Origin of the sequence: Streptomyces sp. NPDC001922, from assembly GCF_042891165.1 — a bacterium.
Classification (GTDB): domain Bacteria; phylum Actinomycetota; class Actinomycetes; order Streptomycetales; family Streptomycetaceae; genus Streptomyces.
Window position 1 is genome coordinate 61,665 of the sequence record NZ_JBIASV010000012.1, and the last position, 11,953, is coordinate 73,617.

Annotated in this window: 7 protein-coding genes; 6 read left to right on the top strand and 1 reads right to left on the bottom strand. The window is 71.5% G+C overall.

Going from position 1 to position 11,953, the window contains the following annotated elements:
- Positions 1-206 precede the first annotated feature (206 nt).
- The 4 genes from ACFYYR_RS22815 to ACFYYR_RS22830 all read left to right on the top strand — a co-directional run bounded on the left by ACFYYR_RS22815 (position 207) and on the right by ACFYYR_RS22830 (position 7,034).
- Positions 207-2,390 carry an IucA/IucC family protein gene (locus ACFYYR_RS22815; RefSeq protein WP_388856455.1) on the top strand — a complete coding sequence of 728 codons (2,184 nt, stop codon included), beginning with the start codon at positions 207-209 and terminating at the stop codon, positions 2,388-2,390.
- Between the two features lie 69 nt (positions 2,391-2,459).
- Positions 2,460-3,191, top strand: coding sequence for a GNAT family N-acetyltransferase (locus ACFYYR_RS22820; RefSeq protein WP_388856458.1), 732 nt, complete (start codon positions 2,460-2,462; stop codon positions 3,189-3,191).
- 85 nt (positions 3,192-3,276) lie between these two features.
- The gene (locus ACFYYR_RS22825) at positions 3,277-5,034 is read left to right on the top strand and encodes an IucA/IucC family protein (RefSeq protein WP_388856462.1); all 1,758 of its coding nucleotides are present in this window, start codon (positions 3,277-3,279) and stop codon (positions 5,032-5,034) included.
- Between the two features lie 41 nt (positions 5,035-5,075).
- Positions 5,076-7,034, top strand: a complete 1,959-nt coding sequence (locus ACFYYR_RS22830) for an ATP-dependent DNA helicase (protein WP_388856465.1) — start codon at positions 5,076-5,078, stop codon at positions 7,032-7,034.
- Positions 7,035-7,163: 129 nt separating this feature from the next.
- Here the strand turns inward: ACFYYR_RS22830 and lexA are convergent, their stop codons facing one another.
- Positions 7,164-7,946 (bottom strand): transcriptional repressor LexA, encoded by a 783-nt coding sequence (gene lexA / locus ACFYYR_RS22835; protein WP_351504980.1) that lies wholly within the window; start codon positions 7,944-7,946, stop codon positions 7,164-7,166.
- A 489-nt stretch (positions 7,947-8,435) separates the two neighbouring features.
- Here lexA and nrdR point away from each other — a divergent pair, with 489 nt between their 5' ends.
- The gene (gene nrdR, locus ACFYYR_RS22840; RefSeq protein WP_388856469.1) at positions 8,436-8,948 is read left to right on the top strand and encodes a transcriptional regulator NrdR; all 513 of its coding nucleotides are present in this window, start codon (positions 8,436-8,438) and stop codon (positions 8,946-8,948) included.
- Positions 8,949-9,062: 114 nt separating this feature from the next.
- The gene (locus ACFYYR_RS22845; RefSeq protein ID WP_388856472.1) at positions 9,063-11,933 is read left to right on the top strand and encodes a vitamin B12-dependent ribonucleotide reductase; all 2,871 of its coding nucleotides are present in this window, start codon (positions 9,063-9,065) and stop codon (positions 11,931-11,933) included.
- Positions 11,934-11,953: the final 20 nt, after the last annotated feature.

The following is an 11,953-nucleotide window of genomic DNA, read 5'->3' on the forward strand; positions in this document are numbered from 1 at the left end:
CCCGGCACCTCCGCCCGACAGGGTGGGCCGGATATCCACCGGCGCTCCCCGCTCGAACCCCCGGGGCCCCGGCGCCCTGCCGCGCCGGGCGCCCGGGAGCAGGGAGCGCCCCGGCTCCGGCAGGCATCTCCAGCCCAGCCAACCGACGAAGGAGGGTGGCGCCCCGTTCCCGGATCCACCGCCGGGGACACCGCGCCGACCAGACCATGGACGTATGCTCCGGCCGCGAGGCCACAGCGACCACCGACCGGCACGCCGTACCCCGGCAGGCCGGCCCCAACGGCGCCCGCCCGGCAGGACAGGACCCGCTGGACCACCCCGACCCGCGCGTCGCGGCCGAGGCAGCGGCCCTGGAGAACCTGCTGCGCTGCTGGACGCGGGAGACGGACACCCGCCCGCCGGGCGGTGACATCCTCCGGATCCCGCTGCCCGCCAGCGGCACCGCGCTCCTGGTCCCCGTCCGCTACTGGTCGGCCACCGGCTGGCACCGGTTCGGCGCACCCGTCCTGGAGACCGCCCCCGACGGCGCACCCGCCGTCGACGCCGTCACCCTCGCCGCTCTGCTCGGCCGGGAGGCGGCCCACGCAGTCCCCGGCACCGCGGTTCCCGGCACCGGTGGGCCCGGGGTCGGCATGCCCGGGGCAGCAGTGCCGGGGTCCGGAGTGTCCGGCAGCGGTGCCCCCGGGAGGGCCGCCCCCGGAACTGACGAGGGCAGCACCGCATCTTCCGAGACCGCATCCTCCGAGACCGCATCCTCCGAGACCGCGTCCCCCGGCACCGCACCCTCCGGCACCGCGGCCCCGGGCACCGCCGCGCCAGGCGCCGAGGCGCCCGGCGACTCCACGCTCCACAACTCCACGCCCCGCAAGCCCGCTCCCGGCCCCGGCGACAGCGCCACCGGCGGTGCCGGTACCGGTGAAGGCGGCACCGAACTCGTGGGCCGGGTCGCCGACTCCGTCCGGCGCACCGCGGATTTCATCGCCGACCGGCGGGCCCACCCCGGCGTGCCCCTCGCCGGGGACCTGTTCCTCGACGCCGAGCAGTCGCTCGTCCTCGGTCATCCGCTGCACCCCACCCCCAAGAGCCGCGAGGGGCTCTCCGACGCCGAATCCCGCGCTTACTCACCCGAGCTGCGCGGCTCCTTCCCGCTGCACTGGCTGGCCGTCGACCGGGCGGTCCTGGCCACCGACTCCGCATGGACCGAACGGGGCCGCCCCGTCCCCGCCGAGCAGCTCACCACCGAGCTGGCCGGGGACGGACTCGAACTGCCCCCCGGCACCGTGCCGTTGCCGCTCCACCCCTGGCAGGCCCGGGAGATCCGGCACCGTCCGGCCGTCACCGCACTCCTCGATGCCGGACTGCTGCACGACCTGGGGCCGTTCGGCGCTCCCTGGCACCCCACCTCCTCCGTCCGGACCGTGCACCGCCCCGGTGCGCCCGCCATGCTCAAGCTCTCCCTCGGCCTGCGCATCACCAACTCCCGTCGCGAGAACCTCCGCAAGGAACTCCAGCGCGGCGTCGAGGTGCACCGGCTGATGCGCAGCGGTCTCGCCGAGCAGTGGCAGCGGATCCACCCCCGCTTCGACATCGTGCGCGACCCGGCCTGGATCGCCGTGTCGGACACCGACGGCAGCCCCCTCCCCGGCCTCGACGTCGTCATCCGGCACAACCCGTTCGGCCCCGGTGACGACGCCGTCTGCATCGCCGGTCTCACCTCGCCCCGCCCGTTCCCCGCAGATGCCCCGGCGGGCAGTCCGCTCATGCGGTCCCGCCTCGCCGACCTGGTGTCCCGGCTCGCCCGGCGCACCGGCCACCCCGTCGGAGCCGTGTCCGCCGAGTGGTTCCTGCGCTACCTCCAGGCCGTGGTCCGGCCCGTGCTGTGGCTCGACGGCGAGGCGGGCGTCGCGCTCGAAGCGCACCAGCAGAACACGCTCGTGCTCCTCGACACCCACGGCTGGCCGGCCGGTGGCCGCTACCGGGACAACCAGGGCTACTACTTCCGCGAATCCCACCGCGCCCGTCTGGAGCGCAGGCTCCCCGGCATCGGAACCGAGAGCGACACGTTCGTCTCCGACGACGTCACCGACGAACGCCTCGCCTACTACCTGGGCATCAACAACGTCCTCGGACTCATCGGGGCGTTCGGCTCACAGCGGCTCGCCGACGAACGCGTCCTTCTGGCCGCTTTCCGCCGCTTCCTCGGCGAAGCCGCGGCGGGCCCGGCCGCGCTCGGTTCCACCCTGCCCGCCCGGCTGCTCGAATCCGCCACGCTGCGCTGCAAGGCGAACCTGTTCACCCGGCTGCACGGCCTCGACGAGCTGGTCGGCCCCGTCGACACCCAGTCCGTCTACGTCACCGTCCCCAACCCCCTTTCCGAACAGCGGACATGACCCACGGCAGGCCCCGGGGTGTCCCACGGCTCCGGCATCCCGAGACATCCGAGAGGAGAGAGCGGCACCGTGCCGTCCGACCCGCCGGGAACCGGCACCGACTCCAGCACCGAGGACACGCTGGACCTCCGCCTGGTGGAGGTCCTCGCACCGCTGACGACCGGGGCGGGGGGCGACGGACCCGGGCCGGCGGACGGCTCCGCCGAGCCCCCACCCGACCCCGACCGCTACGACCTGCTGGGCGGCGTCGGTTCCTGGGGGCCGGTGAGCACCTCCCCGGGCACCTTCCGGCTCGTCCCCGTGCGCGCCGGCCGCGATCTGCCGGTCGTCACCCGCTGGATGAACGACCCCGCGGTGGCCGCCTTCTGGGACCTGGCCGGGCCCGATGAGAGGGTGGCCGCCCATGTGCGGGCCCAACTCGACGGAGACGGGCGCAGCGTGCCCTGTCTCGGGGTACTGAACGGCGTACCGATGAGTTACTGGGAGGTGTACCGTGCCGATCTCGACCCCCTGGCCCGGCATTACCCCGCCCGCCCCCACGACACCGGTGTCCATCTGCTCATCGGCGCCGTCGGAGACCGCGGCCGGGGGATCGGCACGTCGCTGCTGCGCGCCGTCGCCGATCTCGTCCTCGACCACCGGCCCTCCTGCGGACGGGTCGTGGCCGAGCCGGATCTGCGCAACACCCCGTCCGTCGCCGCCTTCCTCGGCGCGGGCTTCCGCTTCGCCGCCGAACTCGACCTCCCCGACAAGCGAGCAGCCCTGATGATCCGCGACCGTCCTCATCGCCACCTCCTGTGATCAGGCCGTCTGGCATCGCTGATCCGTGCACTGCTTTCCTTAAACCGCTCGGCTCGTCCCCGTTCCCATCCGAGGAGCACGTCTTTTGCGCCCGTCACCCCAGCAGCGTCAAGCCGCTTGGCACCGAGCCAGCCGCCACCTGCTCGCCAAGATGCTCGCCGAATTCGCCTACGAGGAGCTGATCTCGCCCGAGCCCGAGGAGGATGATCCGACGGCCCACCGGCTCCCCGTGGACGACGGCACGGTCTATCGCTTCCACGCCCGGCGCGGCGCCTACGGCCACTGGCGGGTCGACCCGGAGTCGATCACTCCGTCCGCGGACCCGCTGCAGTTCATCGCCCGCACCCACGCCGGCGTGCTCGGCCTGAGCGGGGACACCACCGGGCACCTCGTCCGCGAGATCACCGCCACCCTGGCCGCCGACACCCGCCTGGCGGCCACGTCCTGCAGCGCCGCGGAGCTCGCCGGCCTCGACTACGCCGAGCTCGAGGGACACCAGACGGGGCACCCCTGGATCGTGGTCAACAAGGGCCGGCTCGGGTTCTCCGCCACCGACACCGAACGGTGGGCCCCGGAGGCCCGCACGCCGCACCGCCTTCCCTGGCTCGCGGTCCACCGCGACCTGGCCCGTTACCGGGGCGTTCCCGCGCTCGCCACCCCCGACCGGCTGTACGCCGACGAGCTCGCGCCCCGCACCCGGGAGGCGTTCTCCGCCGCGGTCACCGACCAGGGCCGCGACCCCGCCGACTACCTCTGGCTTCCGGTGCACCCCTGGCAGTGGGACGAGAGCGTCGCGCAGCTCTTCGCGCCGCAGGTCGCCGACGGAACGATAATCCCGCTCCCCGCCGACGAGGACCTGCGGCTGCCGCAGCAGTCGATCCGCACGTTCCTCAACACCAGCCGCCCGGAGGCCCGGACGGTCAAGCTGCCGCTGTCCATCCTCAACACCCTGGTGTGGCGGGGCCTGCCCACCGAGCGCACCCTGGCCGCGCCCGCGGTCACCGGCTGGGTCCACGCGCTGCGCGACGCGGACCCCTTCCTGCGCGACGAGACCCGCGTCGTGCTGCTCGGCGAGACCGCCTCCGTCGCGGTGGAGCACCCGCTCTACGACCGGCTGCCCGGCGTCCCCTACCAGTACCGGGAACTCCTCGGCTGCATCTGGCGCGAGCCCATCGCCCCGCAGCTGGACCCCGGTGAGCGGGCCCGCACCCTCGCCGCGCTGCTCCTCACCGACCCGCAGGGCCGTTCGTTCACCGCCGAGCTCGTGCACCGCTCGGGCCTCGATCCGGCCGTCTGGCTCAGCCGTCTCTTCGCCGCGCTGCTCCCGCCGCTGCTGCACTTCCTCTACCGGTACGGCACGGTCTTCTCCCCACATGGCGAGAACGCCATCGTGGTCTTCGACGAGCAGGACGTCCCGGTCCGTCTGGCGATCAAGGACTTCGTCGACGACGTCAACGTCAGCGCCGAGCCCCTGCCGGAGCACGACACGATGCCCGCCGAGGTGCGCGAGGTGCTGCTCACCGAGCCGCCGTCGTTCCTCACCCAGTTCATCCACTCCGGGCTCTTCGTCGGGGTGTTCCGCTATCTCGCGCCGGTCTGCGAGGAGCAGCTCGGGGTGGCGGAGAGCCAGTTCTGGTCGCTCGTCCGGGCCGAGATCCTCCGGTACCAGGCGCGCTTCCCGGAGCTCAAGGACCGGTTCGAGACCTTCGACCTGCTCACCCCCCGGATCGAGCGGCTCTGTCTCAACCGCAACCGACTGCACCTGGACGGCTACCGCGACCGCCCGGACCGGCCGCACGCCGCCGTGCACGGCACCGTCCCGAACCCCCTCCATCAGCTGTGAGGGCCACCGATGTCAGTGGCGCCCCGTAGGGTGGTCACGCTATGACGAAGCCCTCCCTCCCCGACCTGCTGCACGCCGCCGTCACCGCCGTCGGCGGTACGGAACGCCCTGGTCAGGTCACCATGGCCGAGACCGTTGCCGAGGTCGTCGACGACGGTTCCCACCTGTTGGTCCAAGCGGGAACGGGCACCGGTAAGTCGCTCGGCTACCTGGTGCCGGCCCTGGCGCACGGCGAGCGGGTGGTCGTGGCCACCGCGACCCTCGCGCTGCAGCGGCAGCTCGTGCAGCGGGACCTGCCGCGCACGGTCGAGGCGCTGCACCCGCTCCTGCGGCGCAGGCCGGAGTTCGCCATGCTCAAGGGGCGCTCCAACTACCTGTGCCTGCACCGGCTCCACGAGGGGGTGCCGCAGGAGGAGGAAGAGGGGCTGTTCGACCCCTTCGAGGCCGCGACGCCCACCAGCAGGCTCGGCAAGGACCTGCTGCGGATGCGGGACTGGGCGGACGAGACGGAGACCGGGGACCGGGACGATCTCACCCCCGGCGTCTCGGACCGCGCCTGGTCCCAGGTGTCGGTGTCCTCCCGGGAGTGCCTGGGCGCGTCGAAGTGCGCCTACGGGGCGGAGTGCTTCGCGGAGGCCGCGCGGGAGCGGGCCAAGCTGGCCGACGTCGTGGTCACCAACCACGCGCTGCTCGCCATCGACGCGATCGAGGGCGCCCCGGTGCTCCCCAGCCACGAGGTCCTCGTCATCGACGAGGCCCACGAACTGGTCTCCCGCGTCACCGGCGCCGCCACCGGGGAGCTCACCCCGGGGTCGGTGAACCGTGCCGTGCGCCGGGCCGCCAAGCTGGTCGACGAGAAGGTGGCGGACGCCCTCCAGACCGCGGCCGAGTCCTTCGAGCGGCTGATGGAGCTGGCCCTCCCGGGGCGCCTGGAGGAGATCCCGGAGGACCTCGGCTACGCCCTGATGGCGCTGCGGGACGCGGCCCGCACCGTCATCACGGCGCTGGGGAACACCCGGGACAAGTCCGTGCAGGACGAGGACGCGGTGCGCAAACAGGCCCTGGCGGCCGTGGAGAACGTGCATGCCGTCGCCGAGCGCATCGCGAACGGCTCGGAGTACGACGTCGTCTGGTACGAGCGCCATGACCGGTTCGGGGCCTCGCTGCGCGTCGCACCGCTGTCGGTGTCCGGACTGCTCCGCGAGAAGCTGTTCACCGAGCGGTCCGTGGTGCTGACCTCCGCGACCCTGAAGCTCGGCGGCGACTTCAACGGGGTGGCGGCCTCGCTCGGGCTCTCCCCGGAGGGCGTGGAGGGCGAGGACGTCCCGCAGTGGAAGGGGCTGGACGTCGGCTCGCCCTTCGACTACCCGAAGCAGGGCATCCTCTACGTCGGCAAGCATCTGGCGCAGCCGGGCCGGGAGGGCAGCCGCACCGACATGCTGGACGAGCTGGCGGAGCTCGTGGAGGCGGCGGGCGGCCGCACACTCGGCCTCTTCTCCTCGATGCGGGCCGCCCAGGGCGCGGCGGAGGCGCTGCGGGAGCGCCTGGACCATCCGATCCTGCTGCAGGGCGAGGAGACGCTCGGCGAGCTGATCCGGGCCTTCGCCGAGGACCCCCGGACCTGTCTCTTCGGCACCCTGTCGCTGTGGCAGGGCGTCGACGTCCCGGGACCGAGCTGCCAGCTCGTCGTCATGGACCGGATTCCGTTCCCCCGGCCCGACGATCCGCTGATGAGCGCACGGCAGAAGGCCGTGGAGGAAGGCGGCGGCAACGGTTTCATGGCCGTCGCCGCCACCCATGCCGCGCTGCTCATGGCGCAGGGCGCCGGCCGGCTGGTGCGGGCGTCCGGGGACCGGGGCGTGGTCGCCGTCCTCGATCCCCGGCTGGCCACCGCGCGCTACGGCAGTTTCCTCCGGGCCTCGATGCCGGACTTCTGGTACACGGTGGACCGCAACCAGGTGCGCCGTTCCCTGGCGGCGATCGACGCGGCCGCGGGCTGAGTTCCTTGATCACGAGCGTCGGCACCGCTCGTGATCAAGACACCCGGGGGACTGCCGACTCAGCACAGCGGACACAGCAGGGCCCCGGAACCGGCGCAGTGGTCCCGGGGCCCGGTCGTGAGGGGTGTGTCAGACCCGCCGCAGCACCGCGACCACCTTGCCGAGGATGGTCGCCTCGTCGCCCGGGATCGGCTGGTACGCGGAGTTGTGCGGGAGCAGCCACACATGGCCGTCCTCCCGCTTGAAGCGCTTCACGGTGGCCTCGCCGTCGAGCATGGCGGCCACGATGTCGCCGTTCTCCGCCACGGGCTGACGGCGTACGGTCACCCAGTCGCCGTCGCAGATGGCGGCTTCCACCATGGAGTCGCCGACGACCTTGAGGACGAACAGCTCGCCGTCACCGACCAGTTGGCGGGGGAGGGGGAACACGTCCTCGACCGACTCCTCGGCGAGGATCGGGCCACCGGCGGCGATGCGGCCGACGAGCGGCACGTAGGACGCCGCGGGCTTCCCGGTCGTGTCCGTCGGCTGGCTGGTCGGCCCGTCCGAGCCGCGGACCTCGTACGCGCGCGGACGGTGCGGGTCGCGGCGCAGGAAGCCCTTGCGCTCCAGGGCCATCAGCTGGTGGGCCACGGACGACGTGCTCGACAGCCCCACCGCCTGTCCGATCTCCCGCATGGACGGTGGGTAGCCGCGCCGCTGCACCGAGTCCCGGATGACCTCGATGACGCGCCGCTGCCGGTCGGTGAGGCCGGAACTGTCCGCCCTGATTCCGGGAGGTCGGCCCGGCAGTGATCGGGCTTTCTGTCCCTCCGGGGTCATGGCGGCCTCATTCATCGCGTGCCCCTGGTCGGCCCGGTGCTGGGAGCGGTCCTGGGCGGTGATGGTGGCGCTGTCTGCGGTGGTGGTCACGTCGGCCCCTCTCGAGATGTTCTCCCTAGTGGGACAACGGTAGTTGGTTTCGAAAGGTTGCGCCAAACACACGTTCGAGTGAAATTTCGCAGTTCGCCCGTCGTGGTCAAGCAGTCGGGTGTATGAGCGGAACCGGCTCCGCTGCGGGGCCTTCCGTCCGGAATGTAGCGGCCGGGCCTGCGCGGGGTGCGTCGCCGCGCCGTCACCCAGTGTGTCACTCGTGCCCCGCCGGGCGGCGGCCGGTCCTCGTCCCGTACTCTCATGGGCGCTGCGCCGTGCGACACGCGGTCCGCGCGCGTGAGGTCCGACCACCAGATCTAGTGGTTAGATGGGCATCGGCCACCCACAAGTTGTGGTCCCGGGGGACTCCGCACTCACGGATATCGCCTATGCTTGGGGTGCTCCGCGAGGCCCCTTCGGGGCCGGTGCGGCGTGCAGCCGTGCTGCTGTTTCGTACCACGTTCACAGGGTTCTAGGAGGGTAGGGAAGATGCACTGCCCCTTCTGCCGACACCCGGACAGCCGTGTGGTGGACAGCCGCACCACCGACGACGGGACCGCGATCCGCAGGCGTCGCCAGTGTCCCGACTGCTCCCGCCGCTTCACCACGGTGGAGACGGCGTCACTCATGGTGATCAAGCGGAGCGGAGTCACCGAACCGTTCAGCCGTGACAAGGTCATCTCCGGCGTGCGCAAGGCGTGCCAGGGTCGGCCGGTCACCGAGGACGCGCTCGCCAAGCTCGGCCAGCAGGTCGAGGAGGCGGTGCGCGCCACCGGAAGCGCCGAGCTGTCGACCCACGACGTCGGGCTGGCCATACTCGGCCCGCTCCAGGAGCTCGACCTCGTCGCCTATCTGCGGTTCGCGTCGGTCTACCGGGCGTTCGACACGCTCGAGGACTTCGAGGCCGCGGTCGCTGAGCTGCGCGAGCGGCGGCCCACGGCCGACACCGGCGGGCCCGCGGGGGACACCGAGGTCCCCGCGCCCGTCACCGCCGCCGACTAGCGGCGCACATCAGACCTGCCCGGAGCGCCGTGTGCGCTCGGGTGCACGACAGAAATCGTGCCTACGGGAAGAAAAAGGCACATCAGGGCGTTTTCGCCCGCACAGGGAGGCGGCATGACAGAGACGGCGAGCGGCCCGGCACGAGGCTCCCGCGCCAAGGGCAGCAAGGCGAGCAAGGGGCTGCGTATCGAGCGCATCCACACGACCCCCGGCGTGCACCCGTACGACGAGGTGGTCTGGGAGCGTCGTGACGTCGTCATGACCAACTGGCGCGACGGTTCGGTCAACTTCGAGCAGCGAGGCGTCGAGTTCCCCGACTTCTGGTCGGTGAACGCGGTCAACATCGTCACCAGCAAGTACTTCCGGGGCGCGGTGGGCTCGCCCAGCCGTGAGTCCAGCCTGAAGCAGCTCATCGACCGCGTGGTCAAGACCTACCGGAAGGCCGGCGAGGACCACGGCTACTTCGCCTCCCCGGCGGACGCCGAGATCTTCGACCACGAGCTGACCCACGCACTGCTGCACCAGGTGTTCAGCTTCAACTCGCCCGTCTGGTTCAACGTCGGCACCCAGCAGACGCAGCAGGTCTCGGCCTGCTTCATCCTCTCGGTCGACGACTCCATGGAGTCGATCCTCGACTGGTACAAGGAAGAGGGGATGATCTTCAAGGGCGGCTCCGGCGCCGGCCTGAACCTCTCCCGGATCCGCTCCTCCAAGGAGCTCCTCTCCTCCGGCGGCAACGCCTCCGGCCCCGTCTCCTTCATGCGCGGCGCGGACGCGTCCGCAGGAACGATCAAGTCGGGCGGTGCCACCCGCCGCGCCGCCAAGATGGTCGTCCTGGACGTGGACCACCCGGACGTCGAGGCCTTCATCGAGACCAAGGTGAAGGAGGAGGAGAAGATCCGCGCGCTGCGCGACGCGGGCTTCGACATGGACCTCGGCGGTGACGACATCACCTCCGTGCAGTACCAGAACGCCAACAACTCGGTCCGGGTCAACGACGAGTTCATGAAGGCCGTCGAGACCGGCTCGAAGTTCGGGCTGCGCGGCCGGATGAACGGCGAGGTCATCGAGGAGGTCGACGCCAAGGGCCTCTTCCGGAAGATGGCCGAGGCCGCCTGGGCCTGCGCCGACCCCGGCATCCAGTACGACGACACCATCAACCACTGGCACACCTCGCCGGAGACGGGCCGGATCACCGCCTCGAACCCGTGCAGCGAGTACATGCACCTGGACAACTCCTCGTGCAACCTGGCCTCGCTGAACCTGATGAAGTTCCTCAGCGACGACGACAAGGGCAACCAGTCGTTCGACGCCGAGCGCTTCGCCAAGGTCGTCGAGCTGGTCATCACCGCGATGGACATCTCCATCTGCTTCGCGGACTTCCCGACCGAGAAGATCGGTGAGACCACCCGGGCCTTCCGTCAGCTGGGCATCGGCTACGCCAACCTCGGCGCGCTGCTGATGGCCACCGGCCACGCCTACGACTCCGACGGCGGACGCGCGCTCGCCGGTGCCATCACCTCGCTGATGACCGGCACCTCCTACAAGCGCTCCGCCGAGCTGGCCGCGGCCGTCGGCCCGTACGACGGCTACGCCCGCAACGCCGACGCCCACCAGCGCGTCATGCGGCAGCACTCCGACGCCAACGGTGCCGCCAAGCGGATGGACGACCTGGACACCCCGGTCTGGGCCGCCGCCACGGAGGCCTGGCAGGACGTGATCCGGCTCGGCGAGAAGAACGGATTCCGCAACGCCCAGGCCTCGGTGCTGGCCCCCACCGGCACCATCGGCCTGATGATGGACTGCGACACCACGGGCGTCGAGCCGGACCTGGCCCTGGTCAAGTTCAAGAAGCTCGTCGGCGGCGGCTCGATGCAGATCGTCAACAACACCGTCCCGAAGGCTCTGAAGCGGCTCGGCTACCAGGAGGAGCAGGTCGAGGCGATCGTCGCCCACATCGCCGAGCACGGCAATGTGATCGACGCCCCCGGCCTCCGCCAGGAGCACTACGAGGTCTTCGACTGCGCCATGGGCGAGCGCTCCATCTCGCCGATGGGCCACGTCCGGATGATGGCGGCCGCCCAGCCGTTCCTGTCCGGTGCGATCTCCAAGACCGTCAACGTCCCGGAGTCGGCCACCGTCGAGGAGATCGAGGAGGTCTACTTCGAGGGCTGGAAGCTCGGTCTGAAGGCGCTCGCGATCTACCGCGACAACTGCAAGGTCGGCCAGCCGCTCTCGGTCAAGAAGAAGGACGAGAAGGCGGCGGAGGTCGCCGAGGCCGTGCCGGAGAAGGTCGTCGAGTACCGGCCGGTCCGCAACCGGCTGCCGAAGGGCCGCCCCGGCATCACCACCTCCTTCACGGTGGGCGGCGCCGAGGGCTACATGACCGCCAACTCCTACCCGGACGACGGTCTCGGTGAGGTCTTCCTCAAGATGTCCAAGCAGGGCTCGACCCTCGCGGGCATGATGGACGCCTTCTCCATCGCCGTCTCGGTGGGCCTGCAGTACGGGGTTCCGCTGGAGACCTACGTCTCGAAGTTCACCAACATGCGCTTCGAGCCGGCCGGCATGACGGACGACCCGGACGTGCGGATGGCGCAGTCGATCGTCGACTACATCTTCCGCCGCCTGGCGCTGGACTTCCTGCCGTTCGAGACCCGCTCGGCGCTCGGCATCCACTCGGCCGAGGAGCGGCAGCGGCACCTGGAGACCGGTTCGTACGAGCCGAACGACGACGAGGTCGACGTCGAGGGCCTCGCCCAGTCCGCCCCGCGGCACGTCGAGTCCCCGCAGACGACGGCACCCACGTCCACGGCGGGCGCCCCGCAGGCTCCGCAGCAGGCGCACAACTCCACCGAGCTGGTGGAGATGCAGCTGGGCCTGAACGCCGACGCTCCGCTGTGCTTCTCGTGCGGCACCAAGATGCGCCGGGCGGGCAGCTGCTACCTGTGCGAGGGGTGCGGGTCGACGAGCGGCTGCAGCTGAGTCGGAGCGCATCGCGTTCC

Coding starts and splice junctions, on each gene's coding strand:
- ACFYYR_RS22815 (WP_388856455.1), top strand. CDS start 207: ATGGACGTATGCTCCGGCCGCGAGGCCACAGCGACCACCGACCGGCAC.
- nrdR (WP_388856469.1), top strand. CDS start 8,436: ATGCACTGCCCCTTCTGCCGACACCCGGACAGCCGTGTGGTGGACAGC.
- ACFYYR_RS22845 (WP_388856472.1), top strand. CDS start 9,063: ATGACAGAGACGGCGAGCGGCCCGGCACGAGGCTCCCGCGCCAAGGGC.
- ACFYYR_RS22830 (WP_388856465.1), top strand. CDS start 5,076: ATGACGAAGCCCTCCCTCCCCGACCTGCTGCACGCCGCCGTCACCGCC.